At 62.6% G+C, this 17,978-nt stretch carries 14 protein-coding genes; 9 read left to right on the top strand and 5 right to left on the bottom strand.

What is annotated here, in order from left to right; all coding sequences use genetic code 11:
• Nucleotides 1-38 precede the first annotated feature (38 nt).
• Nucleotides 39-1,091 (bottom strand): iron-sulfur binding domain-containing protein, encoded by a 1,053-nt coding sequence (locus MU551_RS05065; protein WP_504871023.1) that lies wholly within the window; start codon nt 1,089-1,091, stop codon nt 39-41.
• Between the two features lie 30 nt (nt 1,092-1,121).
• On the opposite strand from MU551_RS05065, the gene MU551_RS05060 reads away from it, so the two are divergent.
• Nucleotides 1,122-1,883: a hypothetical protein gene (locus MU551_RS05060; RefSeq protein WP_247041208.1), complete on the top strand. Its 762-nt coding sequence runs from the start codon at nt 1,122-1,124 to the stop codon at nt 1,881-1,883.
• Nucleotides 1,884-2,001: 118 nt separating this feature from the next.
• Here MU551_RS05060 and MU551_RS05055 read toward each other — a convergent pair whose 3' ends face one another.
• The 3 genes from MU551_RS05055 to disA form a co-directional block, all read right to left on the bottom strand.
• Nucleotides 2,002-2,514, bottom strand: a complete 513-nt coding sequence (locus tag MU551_RS05055; protein WP_247041207.1) for a DUF2087 domain-containing protein — start codon at nt 2,512-2,514, stop codon at nt 2,002-2,004.
• A gap of 62 nt (nt 2,515-2,576) precedes the next feature.
• Nucleotides 2,577-3,326, bottom strand: coding sequence for an HNH endonuclease family protein (locus MU551_RS05050; RefSeq protein ID WP_247041204.1), 750 nt, complete (start codon nt 3,324-3,326; stop codon nt 2,577-2,579).
• Between the two features lie 79 nt (nt 3,327-3,405).
• Nucleotides 3,406-4,482: a DNA integrity scanning diadenylate cyclase DisA gene (disA, locus tag MU551_RS05045; protein ID WP_247041202.1), complete on the bottom strand. Its 1,077-nt coding sequence runs from the start codon at nt 4,480-4,482 to the stop codon at nt 3,406-3,408.
• 341 nt (nt 4,483-4,823) lie between these two features.
• Here disA and MU551_RS05040 point away from each other — a divergent pair, with 341 nt between their 5' ends.
• A complete protein-coding gene (locus MU551_RS05040) occupies nt 4,824-6,437 on the top strand; it encodes a peptide chain release factor 3 (protein ID WP_247041200.1) in 1,614 nt (537 codons plus the stop codon).
• Between the two features lie 68 nt (nt 6,438-6,505).
• On the opposite strand, the gene MU551_RS05035 is transcribed toward MU551_RS05040, so the two are convergent.
• A complete protein-coding gene (locus tag MU551_RS05035; protein WP_247041198.1) occupies nt 6,506-7,261 on the bottom strand; it encodes a FadR/GntR family transcriptional regulator in 756 nt (251 codons plus the stop codon).
• A gap of 175 nt (nt 7,262-7,436) precedes the next feature.
• Between MU551_RS05035 and eat the strand changes: the two genes are divergently transcribed.
• The 7 genes from eat to MU551_RS05000 all read left to right on the top strand — a co-directional run.
• On the top strand, nt 7,437-8,873 hold the full coding sequence (eat, locus tag MU551_RS05030; RefSeq protein WP_247041189.1) for an ethanolamine permease: 1,437 nt from the start codon (nt 7,437-7,439) through the stop codon (nt 8,871-8,873).
• A 64-nt stretch (nt 8,874-8,937) separates the two neighbouring features.
• Complete coding sequence (locus MU551_RS05025; protein ID WP_247041187.1) at nt 8,938-10,338, top strand: glutamine synthetase family protein; 1,401 nt, start codon at nt 8,938-8,940, stop codon at nt 10,336-10,338.
• On the top strand, nt 10,319-11,086 hold the full coding sequence (locus MU551_RS05020; protein WP_247041185.1) for a gamma-glutamyl-gamma-aminobutyrate hydrolase family protein: 768 nt from the start codon (nt 10,319-10,321) through the stop codon (nt 11,084-11,086). Before MU551_RS05025 ends, MU551_RS05020 begins: the two co-directional genes overlap by 20 nt.
• The gene (locus MU551_RS05015) at nt 11,067-12,434 is read left to right on the top strand and encodes an aldehyde dehydrogenase family protein (protein ID WP_247041183.1); all 1,368 of its coding nucleotides are present in this window, start codon (nt 11,067-11,069) and stop codon (nt 12,432-12,434) included. Before MU551_RS05020 ends, MU551_RS05015 begins: the two co-directional genes overlap by 20 nt.
• Nucleotides 12,435-12,462: 28 nt before the next feature.
• Nucleotides 12,463-13,242 (top strand): 3-oxoacyl-ACP reductase, encoded by a 780-nt coding sequence (locus tag MU551_RS05010; RefSeq protein WP_247041180.1) that lies wholly within the window; start codon nt 12,463-12,465, stop codon nt 13,240-13,242.
• A gap of 97 nt (nt 13,243-13,339) precedes the next feature.
• A complete protein-coding gene (locus MU551_RS05005) occupies nt 13,340-13,948 on the top strand; it encodes a DUF2510 domain-containing protein (RefSeq protein WP_247041179.1) in 609 nt (202 codons plus the stop codon).
• A gap of 275 nt (nt 13,949-14,223) precedes the next feature.
• Nucleotides 14,224-17,978: CLIPPER-2 domain-containing protein (locus MU551_RS05000; protein ID WP_247041177.1), on the top strand; the 3,755-nt coding region annotated here is incomplete at its 3' end.

Below are 17,978 nucleotides of genomic sequence, written 5' to 3'. Positions count from 1 at the left end.
CTTGAGAGCCTCAATTGTTGAGGTTTGAAGCCGACCGCTCAGGCCGGGAGTTGGTAACCGGCCGGGCGCAGCTCGGCGAGACCGTCGTCGAGAAGCCCCGCCAGTGCACGCTCCAGCTGCTCCGGGGCGGAGCTGAGGCGGTGCAGGGCCGCGAGCGGCACGCCGATTCCTTCCGGCTCGAACCCCAGATCGGCGGGAGCCTGCGAAAAGAATTCGGCTGCCACCGGAGCGTCCGCGGCCCGCAGGACCGCCATCACCGCGCCGCGGACCTGCCGGTCTGTTCCATGCCAGGACTGGCCCTTGGGAATGTACGACGGCGGCGGCTCACCTGCCGCCAGCCACTCGCAGGAGTCGCGGACGGGACAGTCAGCGCACTTGGGGGCACGGGCGGTGCAAATGAGAGCGCCCAACTCCATTACCGAGGCGTTCCAGCGGACCGACGCATCGTCGTCGAACGGAAGCAGCTGTTCCGCGAGCCTCATCTCCGCCGCGGTCAAAGCCGGCGAAGGCAACGCTGCACCGCGAACCAGCCGGGCGTGCACACGGCGGATATTGGTATCCACCACGGTCTCCCGCTTCCCGAAGGCAAATGCCGCCACCGCCGCGGCTGTATAACTTCCCACTCCCGGAAGCTCGAGGAGTTCTGCGTAGGTCCGGGGCACGCTTCCGCCGTGATTGTTTGTTATTGCCACAGCTGCTGCGTGTAGCCGGAGTGCCCGCCGGGGATAGCCAAGGCGTCCCCAATGCCGGACCGCCTCACCGGCTGCATCTCTTGCGAGGTCTTCCGGCCTGGGCCAACGATCGAGCCATTCTTCCCACACCGGCAAAACCCGGACAACGGGAGTCTGCTGCAGCATGATCTCGCTGACCAGGACACCCCAGGGGCTGCAGTCCGGATCCCGCCAGGGGAGGGTTCGGGCCGTCTCCTCGAACCAGGCATCCAGCGCACTGTGGAGCTTATCCAGGGGCAGGCCAGGAGGAATGCCGGGTGGCGTGGCGGAAGGATCTGTTGGAGCTTTGATTCCCCATACTTTAGTGGATGGCTGCCCTCCGGCGGAAAGGGGCGGGCGGGCGGCGTGGTGGTTGCTCATCCGTGCCGTTGGTTCTCTAGCCTAGAAGATATGGTCAGGCAAGGCAGCACAGGAAACAACGGTTCACGGCAGGGGACATCCTCCGGAAGGAAACCCACGGGCGGCTCAAACGGCGCTTCCAGAGGAAAGTCTGCTGGAACGTCACGCGGCAAATCCGGGGGCAAGTCTGTCAGCGCCGTATACCGCCGTCGCCGTCTGTTCGTGGGGGTCGCTTTGCTTATGGTGCTGGCCATGGGGGTCGGAGGTTTTGCAGCACTGTCAGGGACGCTGAACGGGGACAAGGAGCACGTCTCTTCCACCGATGGTGGCCGCCCCCCTGAAGGTGGCTCTGACGCTTCTCCGCAGCCAACCGCCGGAGAGGACGCTTCCGCCGCGGCGCCCAGCTCCCCTTCCGCGACCCCGAGCTGCGACCAGAGCCTGGTGACAGTTACAGCGTCGACCGATAAGCCCGCGTATGGCGATGGCGAAAACCCCTTGCTGAGCTTGAAGGTCACCAATGGAGGCCAGCAGCCTTGCGACGTCAATATCGGCACGTCGCAGATGGAATTCCTCGTGACAAGTGGCTCAGACAGGATCTTCTCCTCCCTTGACTGCCAGGCCAGCAGCGAGGACCTGATAAAAACCATCGCACCGGGGAAAAGCGAAACCGCCAACTTCCCCTGGCCTCGCAACCGCAGTGTGCCCGGCTGTTCGCCTGTCTCGGCGAAGCCCGGTGCAGGCGGCGCATACTACGTCTTCACGGCCAAGCTCGGGGCCAAGACCAGCCCCAAGGCGGTTTTCCAGCTCGGCTAGCTGCGCAGCCCGGCCCTGCCCCGCACGTGTCCCGCACGAGTAGCCGCACAACCGGCCCTTGCCCGCATAACCGTTGCCAGCCAGCAACGGTTGAGCGGGGCAGGGCCGCTCAAGCCGGTTAACCGCGATTGCCCGGGGGTGCTGGGGCCAAGGAGTATTCGGAGCCTGAGGCGGTCCGCACCAGCCAGCCGCCGTCAACGAGGTATCGCCGCAGCAAGACGTGGTCGTCGGCCACCGTCTTCAACCGCTCGTTGATGGCCTTTTCGCTCAGGATTTCTCCGCCGCTGATGACCTTGGCGCAGGCCCAGGCCAGCACCTCATCCCGATGCCTCGCCCGGGTGGGATACGTTTCTATCCTCCCCTTTGCGAGGAAGCGTTCCACTCCGGAAGTGCCGCCGGGTTCGTTGGCGGAGCCGAGAATCTCCGTCACGAAGGAAGAGTTGAAGGTTCCATCCTCGCTACGGAACAGGCTTGATTTCATAAGGCGGTCACGGGCTTTCCTCCGCTGTCCCTCGGTCAGGGATCGGCCTGATGTGGCCGCTTCTTCGAGGATGAGTTCCGCGGCGGCAAGCCGAAGGTTCTCATTTGCGAGGATGGACAGCACGCCTTTCCACTGTTGCGGGTCGTTCAAAATGCTCCTCCTTCGCCACTGTCTTTTCTCCATTCTGGACCCCCGGTCAGTGCGCCCCAGTCCTACTTGCAGGCGGACAGGATTCCGGCGATCGCGTCGCGTTCCGGCTGGGTAACCCAGAGCTGATATTTGGCCTTCACCGCCGTCTGCCGCGCCACGTACTCACAGCGGAATGCCTTATTGGCCGGCAGCCAGCTGGCGGCGTCTTTATCGCCTTTACTCATGTTCGCGGTGCCATCGGCGGCCATCAGGTTCAGGGGATCGTTGGCGAACTGCCGTCGCTGTTCTTCGGAGATCTGCTGGGCGCCGGTCTGCCAGGCAAGGGACAGCGGAATGATGTGGTCAATCTGGACTTCCGAGCTGGTGTCGGCGCCCCGGACGAAGCTGATGGTGGTGCCGGTGTACCTGTCGGCAAGCTTTCCGGTCAGCACTATGCAGTTGTGCGTGCCCGCCTTGAACGTCTCGCCTTCGAGGTCCCTTGCGAGGATATCGTTGCGGGTATCACAGCCGTTATGGTCGACGTCGGCCCAGGCCGCGCCGAACTCCTCCCGGCTGTAGCCGGTCTTAGGGGCGCGGCCCTTCACGGGGATGGCGTTCAATTGCTCAAGTGCGGCCGCAGCTTCGCCATTGGTGGCGGATCCTGAAGTGGCCCCGCCCGGGGTTGAAGGCCCTGCTTCCTGAACCGCCTCCACCGCATCGGCGACGGCGGAGTTAACCGCACCGCATCCCGCGAGCCCTCCGATCAACAAAACGGCGGCCAGGGAGGTCAGGACTTTAGCGGTGCGGTGTGCGATTGTTCTGTCTTTCTTCAAACATGGGGAGGGCAAAGACACCCTACCCGCTGTGCACGCTGCAAACCGGGAGGCCGAAGTCCGGGAGTGGTGGCGCTATCTACAGGAAGCGGTCCAGGAGGCTGGCTTCTGCCATGCGGCTCAGACCCTCGCGGACGGTCCGGGCACGCTGATCGCCGATGCCGTCCACTGTCATGAGGTCGTCAATGGTGGCGGCCATAAGGTTCTGCAGCCCGCCGAAGTGGTCCACCAAGCGGTCGGCCACGGCTTTCGGGACAGCCTTGAGTCCGGAGAGGAGCCGGTAACCGCGGGGCTGGACGACGGCGTCGAGCGTTTCCACACCACCGGCAAAACCGATGATATGGGCGATCTTGCCCAGATCGATCAGTTCAGTTGGGCCCAAGCTGACCAGGGCATTGACGGCGCCGTCGATGTCTTCCGGAGAGGCGTCCGGCCCGGCGTAATCGCGGATAATGACGTCGCTGCCCGGGCCTCGGCCCACCGTAAGCTCATCAAGCTGGAGGGAGAGCAGGCGGCCGTCTTCGCCCAATTCCAGCACATACTGCGAGATCTCCTCCGAGATGCGCCGCACCATTTCCTGGCGCTGCAGTGTGACGGCAACATCCCTGACCGTAACCATGGCTTCAATCTCCAGGGCGGACAGCGAACTGGTGACCTGGTCCAAACGGGAACGGTACCGCTCCAGGGTGGCGAGGGCCTGGTTGGCACGGGCCAGAACCTTTTCTGAGCCTTCCAGGACGTGGCGCAGGCCGTTCACGTACAGGGCAATAATCTGCATGGATTGGCTGACGGAAATAACGGGAACGCCGGTCTGGATGGCCACGCGTTCAGCGGTCCGGTGACGGGTGCCTGATTCCTGGGTTTCGATGCTGGAATCCGGAACAAGCTGCACGGCGGCCCGGAGGATGTTGCCGGCATCCTTATCGCAAATGATGGCCCCGTCCATCTTGGCCAGCTCGCGCAGGCGCGTGGGGGAAAAGTCGATGCCGATGTCGAAACCACCTGAGCAGATGGATTCGATGGTCCTGTCAGAACCTAAAACGATAAGGGCACCGGTGCGTCCACGCAGGATGCGTTCGAGTCCGTCGCGCAGCGCCGTTCCGGGAGCCACTCTGCCCAGAGTCGCCTTGAGTGAATCTTCAGGGCTCCGAGCCATAGATTTTCCCTTCAAAGGTGCGGGCCGGAGCCCGCAGGTATGCCGGTTTTAGAAGAGCTCCGACAAGATAAAAAGTACTCGTTTTCCCGCAAGCACCATCATAGAGGTAAAGGTGTCCAATAACCGCACGGACAAGCCTTAAAGTGCCTCGTTTGACGTCCCCGGAAAGGGCCCGGCAGGTGCCTTCCGTGCCGCCCGGAGATGGGCCGTTTTCGTCCGCCCATCAGCGTCCCCGGGCGGGCTGCGATAAACTTGGGAACCGGACTGCACCACCGAGTGCACCACGCACCCGGCACCCAGATCCCCTCCGCGTTCCCCTTGACTGCAGCGAAAGTAGCACCGTGTCCCAAGAAGTCCTTAGCCCCGCCAGAGTCCACGAGATTCACAAACAGGCGGCCCGGCGTCGGACGTTCGCTGTTATTTCCCACCCCGACGCCGGCAAGTCCACGCTCACCGAGGCGCTGGCGCTGCACGCAAAGGTTATCGGCACGGCCGGGGCCTCCAGCGGCAAGGCCAACCGCAAGGAAACAGTCTCGGACTGGATGCAGATGGAGAAGGACCGCGGTATTTCCATCAGCTCCGCAGCCCTCCAGTTCTCCTACCGGGATACCGTCATCAATCTCCTGGACACCCCCGGCCACGCCGACTTCTCCGAGGACACCTACCGGGTGCTGGCCGCCGTCGACTGCGCAGTGATGCTCGTGGACGCGGCAAAGGGCCTGGAAACGCAGACCATGAAACTCTTCGAGGTCTGCAAACAGCGCAATCTGCCCATCATCACCGTTATCAACAAATGGGACCGTCCGGGCCTGGACGCCCTGGCACTGATGGACGAAATCACCGAACGTACCGGGCTGCTTCCCATGCCGCTGACGTGGGCGGTCGGAATCTCCGGCGACTTCCGCGGCGTGTGGGATCTCCGCAACGACCGCTTCGCCCAGTTCAAGCGCAACAACGCCGGCGCAAACATCGCCCTCACTGAGTACTTCACCCCCGAAGAGGCCGCTGCCAGCCAGGGCGACGACTGGGACAACGCCGTGGACGAAGCGGGTCTCGTGATCGAATCGAACCTCGAGTTCGACGTCGACAGCTTCCACGCCGGCAAGGCAACCCCCATTCTCTTCAGCTCCGCAGCCTTGAACTTCGGCGTCAAGGAAATCCTCGACGCCCTGGTGGATTTTGCTCCTCCGGCAGCGCCGCGCCCGGATGTGGACGGCGCCCCGCGGCCCGTTGACGCTCCGTTCGCGGGCTTCGTCTTCAAGGTCCAGGCCGGTATGAACAAAGCCCACCGGGACCACGTTGCTTTCATCCGCGTGTGTTCCGGGGTCTTTGAGCGCGGCATGGTGGTCACGCAGACCCGCACCGGCAAATCGTTCGCGACCAAGTACGCCCAGCAGGTGTTCGGCCGGGAGCGCGAAGTGATTGACGAGGCCTATCCGGGCGATGTTGTGGGCCTGGTGAACGCGTCGTCGCTGCGGGTGGGAGACAGCCTGTTCCTTGAGCAGCCCGTCGAATTCCCGGCCATCCCGCTGTTTGCGCCCGAGCACTTCCAAGTGGCACGCTCCAAGGATCCGAGCCGCTTCAAACAGTTCCGCCGGGGCATCGAGCAGCTCGAGCACGAGGGCGTCATCCAGGTCCTCCGCTCGGATATCCGCGGTGATCAGGCGCCGGTGCTTGCCGCCGTCGGCCCCATGCAGTTCGAGGTGGTGGAGGACCGCATGGCCCACGATTTCAGCGCGCCTATGCGGCTTGAGCGACTCCCGTATTCAATAGCCAGGATCTCGACGGCGGATGCCATGCCTGCGCTCGCAAACGTTCCCGGCGCTGAGGTGCTGCTGCGTTCCGACGGCGAATACCTCGCCCTGTTCAACGACGTCTGGGCGCTCCGGCGGATCGAAAAGAACCTTCCCGAGCTGACCCTGGTTCCCATCGGAACGCACAACCCGGCGAAGTAACGGCCTGCCACCCCAACTAGGTAGCAGTAGTTGCGGTTTTGAGCGCTCAGAACAGCACCTACTGCTACTCAGTTGGGCTGGGTTGGGATTTCACTTCGCTCTTCCCCCGGACCGAGGAATCCGTGCAGCAGGGAAGCCGTGCCAAGAAGGTGGTCTTCCATTGCCTGCCGCGCCTCCTCATCATCGCCGCGAAGGATGGCGTCCACAATGCGCTGGTGCTGGCGGTTGGAGTGTTCCAGGTTGGGCTCCAGAAACGGGATGCGGTCCAACAGATCGTTGATCCGGGCACGCACATCGGCCACAGCAGCTGCCAGGCTCGGCGAACCCGCGAGTTCGGCTACAGCAACGTGGAAACGCGCGTCCTTGGGCCTGTAAAGCTCCGCCGGGGCGGTGGCAACGTCCGCCAATGTGTCGAGCAGATGCCGGCGTTCCCGTGCTGAGAGTTTGGCCCTTGCCGCAAGTGAAGCCGCGGCAGGTTCCAGCACGCTCCTGAAGGCGAGGGCATCGTCCACTTCTGCCGGGTCCAGGGCAGTGCCCTTGCCCCGTCCCGCCGGCAGTTTCAGGGCGACGTAGGTTCCGCCGTAACGGCCGCGCTGAACCTCGACGTATCCAGCCTTTTGGAGTTCAGCCAGAGCCTCGCGCAGCGTTGCCCGGGAAACGCCGAGCTGCTCGGAAAGCTCACGCTCCGGGGGCAATTTGTCGCCGGCTGCAAACAGGCCCAGCTTGATGGTCTGGAGGAGACGTTCGATTGTTTCTTCAAAGGCGTTTCCATGCCTGACAGGCCGAAGCAGGGACGCTGGGGTTTCGAACGGCACCTGATCCATTCTCCCATCCTAAACCGCCCGGAAAAGTACCAATGAGCCGGATCGCCGATACTTGCCACAATGGCGGCAAAAGAAAAAGCTTGACTCCCGCGGTGACCTCTACCACACTTGGGCAGGAGCCAGTGGACTAAAAATAGTCCATTGAAACCATGGTCCCTCGAAAGAAGGAAACAGGATGTCAACCCCCAGCGCGGATTTACTCAAGGACGATGACGGGTACCTGAAACACCGGCAGCTGAAACGGGGTGCAGCGGGCTGGATTCTCTTGGCTGGCCTGGGCGTCGCCTACGTCATTTCGGGGGACTTTGCTGGCTGGAACCTTGGGTTGGCGCAGGGAGGGTGGGGCGGCCTCCTCATCGCATTCGTTCTGATGGGCATCATGTACGCGTGCATGGTCTTCGGCCTGGCGGAACTCTCCTCCACCCTGCCCACCGCCGGTGCCGGCTATGGCTTCGCCCGCAGGGCATTGGGCCCGCTGGGGGGCTTCGCCACCGGAATGGCGGTGCTCATTGAGTACGCCGTGGCTCCTGCCGCTATCGCTATCTTTATCGGCGGCTATGTGGAGGCGCTGGGGCTGTTCGGCCTCACCAACTCGTGGCCCGTGTATCTCGTGACGTATGCGATCTTCATCGGCATCCACCTCCGGGGCGTTGGCGAGGCCCTGAAGCTGATCTTCGGCATCACGGCAGTGGCAGTGGTGGCCCTCTTCGCAGTGGTGATTGGCCTCATCCCGCACTTCGACGCAGCCAAGCTGTTCGACATCGTTCCCAATGGCTCGCCTGCATCCAGTGCGTTCCTGCCCATGGGCATCAGCGGCATTGTTGGTGCACTCGTTTACGGCATCTGGTTCTTCCTTGCAGTAGAGGGCGTTCCGCTGGCCGCTGAGGAAACCGCCAATCCGAAGAAGGACATGCCCCGCGGAATCATCGCGGCGATGGCCATCCTCGTCGTCTTTGGCGCGTTGATGCTGGTGCTTGTCCCTGGCGCCGCCGGTTCCACAGCCATGAGCACGTCAAACAACCCGCTGCCGGAGGCCCTGCGCCTGGCCTACGGCGGGAACACTTTCCTGGCCGACTTCGTCAACTACGCAGGCCTCGCAGGGCTGGTGGCCAGCTTCTTCTCCATCATCTACGCCTATTCACGGCAAATGTTTGCACTCTCAAGGGCTGGGTACTTGCCGAAATGGCTCTCCCTGACGGGCAAGAGGCACACGCCCTACCTGGCGCTCATCGTTCCGGGCACCATCGGCTTCATCCTGGCAGCAGCCACCGGCAACGGCGCCCTGCTGATCAACATTGCCGTCTTCGGCGCCACCGTCTCCTACGTGCTGCTGAACCTGTCGCACATTGTGCTCCGCATAAAGGAGCCAAACCTGCCGCGCGGCTACCGCACCCCGGGCGGCATCTGGACAACCTCCGTCGCATTGGTGCTGGCGCTCGTGGCAGTCGTAGCCACCTTCGTCGTCGACGTCTTTGCTGCAACCATCACCGCGGCTATTTTCGGGGCAGCACTGCTCTACTACTGGTTCTACAGCCGGCACCACATCGTGGCGGGTGCCCCTGAGGAAGAGTTTGCACACCTGGCAGCGGCCGAGGCCGAACTTCAGCGCTGACAGTTCCGGCGGGACGGTGAGCCAAGGCTCCTGATCCCTGATGAAGACAAGGTTACGGAAGAAAATGACACACGTATTAGATGGTTCAGACAAATCAGCTGGATCCGCATCAAATGCCCCGTTGAGCGTCGACGAACTAAGGGAGATGGTGGATGCCGGCACAATCGATACGGTGGTAGTTGCCATCACCGACTCCCTGGGCCGGCTGCAGGGCAAGCGATGCGGCGCCAGGTCCTTCCTCGAAGACGTCCTTGGCCACGGGGCAGAAGGCTGTAACTACCTCCTGTCCGTGGACGTGGAGATGAATACGATTGACGGCTACAGCATGTCCTCCTGGGCCAACGGGTATGGGGACATGGTGATGAGTCCGGATGTTTCCACGCTGCGCCTGGTGCCATGGCTCGAGGGCACCGCCATGATCCAGTGCGACATCCTGTGGCTTGACGGAAGCCCCGTAGTGCAGTCGCCGCGGCAGATCCTGCGGGGCCAGATCGAGCGGCTGGAGAACCTGGGCTACCGCGCGCACATTGGCACCGAACTTGAATTCATCATGTTCGATGACAGCTACTCCGAAGCATGGGACAAGAAGTACGAGGCCCTGACCCCGTCCACGAGCTACAACGTGGATTACTCCCTGCTTGCCACCGCGCGGCTGGAACCGGTGATCCGCAGCATCCGGACGAACATGGAAAAGGCGGGACTCGTCGTCGAATCTTCCAAAGGGGAGTGCAACTACGGCCAGCAGGAAATCACCTTCCGCTACGCCGAGGCCCTGACGGCGTGCGACAACCATGCTTTTTACAAGAACGGTGCCAAAGAAATCGCCGATCAGCACGGCAAGAGCATCACGTTCATGGCGAAGTACAACGAACGTGAAGGCAGCTCCTGCCACATCCACTTCAGCCTCACGGACCTGGATGGAAACCCCGTGCTGCCCGGAGACGGTGGGCACGGTTTCAGCCCTCTGATGGAGCATTTTATTGCCGGACAGCTGGCTGCGCTGCAGGAGCTGGCGTACTTCCAGGCGCCCAACATCAATTCCTACAAGCGCTTTGTTGAGGGTAGTTTTGCGCCGACCGCAATCGCCTGGGGCCTGGACAACCGCAGCTGTGCCCTGCGTGTGGTGGGTCGCGGCCGGGGGATGCGGGTCGAGAACCGCGTCGGCGGAGGAGACGTCAACCCCTACCTGGCTGCAGCGTCACTGATTGCGGCAGCCATATACGGCATTGAAAACGAACTCCCGCTCGAGCCGATCATGACCGGCAACGCCTACCTCTCAGATGCGGCCAGGATCCCCAGCAACCTCCGGGACTCCCGGGCATTGCTGGCCGGAAGCGAGATTGCGCGCAAGTCGTTCGGGGATGAGGTGGTGGACCACTACGTCCACGCCGCCGACGTCGAACTGAAGGCCTTTGACGGTGCAGTAACGGATTGGGAGCGGAAGCGTGTCTTTGAGCGGCTCTGACCCTGGTTCATACCGTCCGCGCATCGGCCTGACCACCTACTACCAGGAGGCCTCCTGGGGTGTCTGGACCGCGGAAGCCGCCATCCTGCCCGGAACCTATGTCCAGGCGGTGGTGGCAGCCGGAGGCACCCCGGTCCTGCTGCCACCGGTGGGAACAGATCCGTCATTTGTTGATCTGCTTGACGGGCTGATCATCTCGGGGGGATCCGACGTCGGCGCTGAGTACTACGGTGCGCAGCCTCACCCGCTGACTCGCTCCCAGACTGTCCGGGATGAGCATGACATCGCCCTTACACGGGCTGCTTTGGAATACGAAGTGCCGCTCTTTGCCATTTGCCGCGGAGCCCAGATCCTCAACGTTGCGTTGGGCGGATCCCTGCTCCAGCACATTCCGGACGTGAATCCCGAGGCAGATTACCAGCCTGCTCCCGGCGTCTTCGGGGACGTCGAATTCACCACAATCTCCGGCAGTATCAGCGAACAGCTGCTGGGTCCGCGGGCCAGTGCGCCCTGCTACCACCATCAGGCGATCGATGAGGTGGCACACGGCCTTCGCGTCACCGCGGAGGCCTTGGACGGGACAGTGGAAGCAGTCGAAACAACAACGGGCGGCTGGGTTCTCGGAGTCCAGTTCCATCCTGAACAAAACCCGAATGACCTGCGGCTGTTCAGCGGGTTCATCGAGGAAGCACGCCGTTACAGAACACATCGAATGGAGGGTTCTGCTGATGTCCAGCAGTACGTATGAGGTACTAAATCCGGCTACCGAGGAAGTCATCCACACCCTGGAGCTGGCGACCCTCGAGGAGACGGACAGGGCCATCCAAAAAGCCGCCGAGGCGTTTGAAACCTGGCGGCAGGTAGCTCCGGCAGACAGGGCATTGCTGCTCCGCCGCTTTGCCGCCGCCGTGGATTCCGATCTGGAGAATCTGGCCCAACTTGAGGTGCTCAATGCGGGCCACACCATAGGCAACGCCCGCTGGGAAGCAGGCAATGTCCGGGACGTTCTGTCCTACTATTCTGCTGCTCCGGAGAGGCACCTGGGCCAGCAGATACCGGTGGAAGGGGGCATCAACGTAACCTTCAACGAACCCCTCGGCGTCGTGGGTGTCATCGTTCCCTGGAACTTTCCCATGCCCATCGCAGCGTGGGGTTTCGCCCCCGCGCTCGCCGCCGGCAACACTGTTGTCCTGAAACCGGCCGAGCTGACACCGATGACAGCCGTTCGGATCGGTGAGCTTGCCCGTGAGGCCGGTATCCCGGAGGGCGTGCTGACCATCATTCCTGGCAAGGGCTCAGTGGTGGGGGAGCGGTTTGTCACTCATCCGGCAGTACGGAAGGTGGTTTTCACAGGATCTACAGCCGTGGGCAAGCGCATCATGGCGGGCTGCGCAGACCAGCTGAAACCTGTCACGCTCGAACTGGGCGGCAAGAGCGCCAACATCATCTTTGCGGACGCCGATCTGGGAGAAGCGGCTGCTGCAGCACCCGGCGGGGCCTTCGACAACGCCGGCCAGGACTGCTGTGCCCGTTCCCGGATCCTGGTCCAGCGCAGCGTGTATGAAGAGTTCCTTGGGCTGCTGCAGCCGATTGTTGAGGCCTTGAATGTCGGGGATCCGGGGGATGAGTCCTCGTTCATGGGGCCGCTGATTTCCGCGGCCCAGCACCGGACGGTTTCCGGGTATGTCCCGGAGGGGTCACCTGTCGCGTTCCGCGGCTCGGCTCCGACCGGGAGGGGCTTCTGGTTTCCTCCAACAGTTCTCACTCCTTCCCCCGGCGACAGGGTCATGTACGAGGAGATCTTCGGCCCCGTCGTCGCCGTCGTACCGTTCGACGACGAAGCGGACGCCCTGCGGCTGGCGAACGATTCGATTTACGGGCTTTCGGGCTCCATCTGGACCCGGGACGTTGGACGCGCCTTGCGGATGGCTCGCGGTCTGGAATCGGGAAATCTTTCCGTGAACTCGCACTCTTCGGTCAGGTATTCAACCCCGTTCGGAGGGTTCAAACAGTCCGGCCTCGGACGCGAGCTCGGACCGGATGCCCTGAACGCCTTCACCGAAACGAAGAACGTCTTTATTTCCACCCGGGCTTAGCGCCCAAGCAAGAGCAAGGATGCCAGCAATGATCGAAGTTATCTCAAACCGTCTCAAGGACCGCAGCGCCGTCATCACAGGCGGAGCCAGCGGAATCGGGCTCGCCACTGCCCGCCGCCTCGCTTCCGAAGGGGCAAAGGTAGTCATCGCCGACGTCGACCCCACCGCAGGCCTCCGCGCTGCGGAAGAAGTGGGCGGCCTTTTCGTCAAAGTGGACGTCACCAGCGAAGAGGACGTCAAAAACCTCTATGCAGTGACCAACGAAACCTACGGCAGCGTTGATATTGCGTTCAACAACGCCGGCATCTCCCCGCCGGATGACGCCTCCATCCTGGACACCGGCATCGACGCCTGGCGCAAGGTCCAGGAAGTCAACCTCACCTCGGTGTTCTACTGCTGCAAATATGCCCTGCCGTACATGCAGGCCCAGGGCAAGGGGTCCATCATCAATACGGCCTCCTTTGTCGCCGTGATGGGGGCAGCGACCTCGCAGATCTCCTACAGCGCCTCCAAAGGCGGTGTCCTCGCCATGAGTCGGGAACTCGGCGTCGAATTCGCCCGCCAGGGCATCCGTGTGAATGCCCTCTGCCCGGGACCGGTCAACACTCCGCTCCTGAAGGAGCTGTTCGCCAAGGACCCGGAGAAGGCGGCCAGGCGCCTGGTTCATATTCCCTTGGGCAGGTTCGCCGAACCGGAGGAACTTGCCGCCGCCGTGGCCTTCTTGGCCAGTGACGACTCGTCCTTCATGACGGCCTCCACTTTCCTGGTCGACGGCGGTATCTCGGGAGCGTACGTAACGCCCCAATGACCCGTTCCCGCGAACCTCTGTGATAGACCGGAGCATAACCACAGGGGAAATGGCCCGGCGCTGGGAAGCGCCGGGCCTTCTGCCGTAAAGGAGCACAATGACACAGTTCCCGAATGCCTCCTCGGCTCCTCCTGGCTGGTACCCGGATCCCTCAGGGGTGCCGGGATTGAGGTGGTGGGATGGCCGGATGTGGGCAACGAGCTACGATCCCGCAATGATGCGACGGCGTCCCGAGCTTCCCCCGGCCGTCCCTGTCGGGAACCCGTTCATCTGGGCCGTGACCCTGCTTCCGCTGCTATCCGTCGTCTCCCTGATGCTGTGGAGCCCGTCACTGACGTACAGCGTCCTGCCGGGAGAAAACCTCAAGGTTCCCGATCCCTTCTCGATGATGACTCCGGGTTATGTTCTGATGAACGTGACGGGCTGGGGGATCGCCGCCGGCTCGGTCGTGTTGTCCTATCTCGACTGGCAAATGCTCGGCAGGAGCGGTGTGGTCCGCCCCTTCCATTGGGCCTGGTCCTGCCTGGGCGGGATTATCTATGTGGTGGGCCGTTCGGTGATAGTCCACAAGGTAGCCCAAGGCAGGGGGCTCGGGCCGGTCTGGATCGCCACCGGGATTATTGCACTGTTTTTTATTGTCATGATGCTGAAGATGGCCGAGTTCATGTCGAATTTCCTTGCTGCGGCGCCGTGGGAGACGGTGTAGGAACCTGGCATCCGCTACGGCTTCCGGCAATGCCCAGCCTTGTAGGGCTGATCCCCTGTTTGCCCTGGCCCCCGCCCCATAAGTGGCTGGCGTCACGAAATGATTCCCTGGCGGTTATCCCATTGTGAAGGTGACGCAGGGGGAGTCTTTTGCGTCTCAACATTCGGCTCTGGGTTTGCTCGGCTCGTCTGCCTCATTGACGAACTGAACCGTTGACTGATTCGAAATCAGCCAAGGTCTCGCATTCTCTGTGGTCGGCGAAAACAGGGGAAAAAATGCTCGCACAGACACCATCAGACAGCGGTTCGTCACGTGATGTGGGGAGGCAACCCGGTCGGAGGCGAGCAGCCCCGAGGGGCCGTCACCGAGAACCCCGGCACACTAAAGCCCGGCGCGGTACGGCCGCGTCCCTGATCTTCGCTCTCCTCCTTGGGCTGCTGGGTGTTGTTGCCCCGACCTTCGTGGCTCCACCTGCCCAGGCGGCACCCGGTGACGCGTTCAACTCCGCGGCCGCCACCGTCTTTATTGTCCAGGGCGCACCCACGAGGCTTTACGCTGCCGCCACCAGCGGGACGGGGACAACCACGTTCACCCCGGTGGGTTCTGCAGCCAACTTCCAGTACAACGCCGTCGCGTACAACACCGCGAACAACTTCCTGTATGCCAACGCGTTGACGGCCGGTACTGACAGCAATGGAGCCCTGGTACCTGTAGGCGCGCTGATCAGGATAGGTCAGGACGGCTTCATTACCCGTGTGGGTACCTCAACCTTCGGTCCTGGAGTGCTCGGTACCTTCGGACCGAACGGAAACTTTTATCTTGCCAACGCCGGGTCGGCCAGCATGCTGGTCATCAATGTCACCACCGGAACCCTGGTGAGCACCATACCGCTGGTCCGTGCCATAGACCCGCTGGGCGGCGACGGTGCCGACTGGACATTCAAGGACGGGTTCTTCTGGGCATTGGGAACGAATTTATTGAACGGAAAGATCGTCCGTATCAATCCGACCACGGGTAACATCCAGACGTGGACGTTGCCGAGCGCCCCCTGTGTCGGCGGCGGGGCGGGTGCGGCCTGGACGTACGGTAACGGCAACCTTGGGTTCTCCTGTAATTCGACCGGCAACGTTGTCCAGATCAGCGTAGCCAACTCAGTAACACTCAACCCGACGTTCACGATCGTCGGCATCAATGACGGGCCCCCTAACACCAACAACGACGGGACGGCATCGCCTGGTATCCCCACGGACCTGGCAATTACCAAGACCGGTCCGGCAACATTCCTCCCCGGAGGTGCCCTCTCCTACACGCTTACGGTTACGAACAACGGTGCGGGTGTGTCAACAGGCTTCGTCGTTGCCGACACGGTCCCTGCACCCCTGACAACTGTGGCCACCACCAACGCTGGCTGCAATGTCAGTGGAAACACCGTGAACTGCGTCAGCGGAACCCTTGCAGTCGGCGCATCACAGACCTTCAACATCACGGCACAGGCTCCAGCCAGCATGACAGCCTGCATAACCAACACCGCAAACGTTCTGGCGAACGAAGCGGACTCAAACGCTGCCAACAATTCCGCATCAGCCACGGGCTGCCCCTCCTCAGTGCCGCTCATTACCTGCTCCGCGGACCCCGACCTCTTCAACACAGGGTTCAACGCAGCGACCGGTGGCGTTAAGGCTGACGGCACGAAGGATACGGTCTGGCAGGTTTCCGGTCCTCACTGGAACGATACGTGGGCGAATGCCCAGGTAAATCCGTGGATGGGCACCTCACTACCCCCGGCGGATGCGACCTGGCAGGCAGCCAACGTCAACAACCTTGCTCCAGGAGGCTGGGCGACCAGCCCGTATAACAACGCCCAGTGGATCTCCCAGCAGACCCAGGCGAGCCCCAACCAGCCCGGGTCTCCTACCTTTGCAGGATCCTGGTACTACCGCTACGACTTCAATTTGGCCGCGGAAGTTGACCCGACGAAGTTTGCCCTGGCCATGAACTTCCTGGCTGACAACTCCGTCGCTCAGGTGTACGTCAATGGGGTCGCCCAAAGCGCACAAACTACCGGACTTCCCCAGAATGGCAGTTCAAACCCCTACACCTTCCCTGGCTTCGTACTCAGCACAGCCTCGCAAACTACCTTGACCAACAACTGGGTCACCGGCTCGAACTCGATCGTTGTGCAGGTCAAGAGCGGCCCGATGCTTGAAGGTTTCATGGCCCAGATGAGGCCAAGCGTGCTCTGCCCCACCGTGAGTGTGACCAAGACTGTTGGCAGCAGGTTCGAGAGCGCCGACCAGTTCACGGTCAGCGCCAGCGACAGCGCCGCCGCGGTGCTTACGTCTGCCACCACCGCCGGCACCGACACAACTGCCACCAGCCCGGCCGTGCAGATCGGGCTGGGAAAAACCTACACACTGACCGACGCCATGGCTGCAGGCACCGACATCGGCAACTACACCAAAAACGCCAGCTGCACCGGAACAACCACCGGCACCTCACCGCCGCTGACGGGTACCGGACCGCAGTGGACCTTCACCCCGACAGTCGCCGACGACTACGTTTGCAGCATCACCAATGCCGCAAAACCCGCTGCACTCTCACTGACGAAATCAGCTTCACCCTCAAATGCGGCCTCCTACACGGCAGGGCAGGTCATTAACTACTCGTTCGTCGTAGCCAACACCGGGCAAGTAGCAATGAACAACATCACCGTCAACGAAACCGCGTTCTCAGGGACCGGTTCCATGTCTGCGATTACTTGCCCCTCCAGCACTCTCGCGGTCGGGGTATCCCAGACCTGTACCGCAACCTACACGTTGACTCAGGCTGACGTAGATGCGGGAACCCTCGTCAACACCGCCACCGCCAACGGCACTCCGCCGGGATCCACCACTCCCATCCCATCTGACCCATCGACCGTCACCATCCCATCGACCCCCGCCCCGTCTGTATCACTGGACAAGAGCGCGGATAAGACCACTCTGGTCACCGGCGAAACGGTCACGTATTCGTTCTCCTCGACCAACAGCGGGAACGTGACCCTCACGAACGTGGGGATTACGGATCCGCTCCCGGGTCTGTCCGCGGTGGCTTATGTTTGGCCCGGAACCGCAGGGACTCTCCTGCCCGGCCAGACCGTCACCGCAACAGCAACCTACGTTGTTACGCAGGCTGATGTTGATGCCGGCACGATCGCGAACACGGCCACGATCAGCGGAACCCCGCCGACCGGAACCCCGATCACCGGCAACGACACCGTGACCATCACCGGAACACGGACCCCGGGTCAGTCGATCACGAAGACAGCTGACGCGTCGGCGGTGACCAACCCGGCCGTTGCCGGTCAGGTCATCACCTACTCCTTCACTTCCCAGAACACCGGGAATGTGACGCTGACGAACGTTGCGATCGCCGACCAGCTCGCCGGCCTCTCGGCACTGGTTTACACCTGGCCCGGAACCGCAGGGACCCTCCTGCCCGGCCAGACCGTGACCGCGACCGCAACGTATGCGATCACCCAGGCAGACATCGACGCCGGACACGTCGCCAACAGCGCCCTGCCCACCGCCGAGGTCCCGCCGGGAGTCCCGGGCATCACACCCCCGCCGCCGGCAACAACCGACACCGACATCCCGCCCACCCCGGGCATCAGCCTCGATAAGAGTGCGGATAAGACCGCTCTGGTGGCAGGGGAAACGGTCACGTATTCGTTCTCCTCGACCAACAGCGGGAACGTGACCCTGACCAACGTGGGGATCACGGATCCGCTCCCGGGTCTGTCCGCGGTGGCTTATGTTTGGCCCGGAACCGCAGGGACCCTCCTGCCCGGCCAGACCGTCACCGCAACAGCAACCTACGTTGTTACGCAGGCTGATGTTGATGCCGGCACGATCGCGAACACGGCCACGATCAGCGGAACCCCGCCGACCGGAACCCCGATCACCGGCAACGACACCGTGACCATCACCGGAACACGGACCCCGGGTCAGTCGATCACGAAGACAGCTGACGCGTCGGCGGTGACCAACCC

The organism is Arthrobacter rhizosphaerae (assembly GCF_023062595.1).
GTDB classification, from domain to species: Bacteria; Actinomycetota; Actinomycetes; order Actinomycetales; family Micrococcaceae; genus Arthrobacter; species Arthrobacter rhizosphaerae.
Note: the sequence above shows the minus strand (reverse complement) of the source record. Positions and strands in the feature narration are given on the sequence as shown.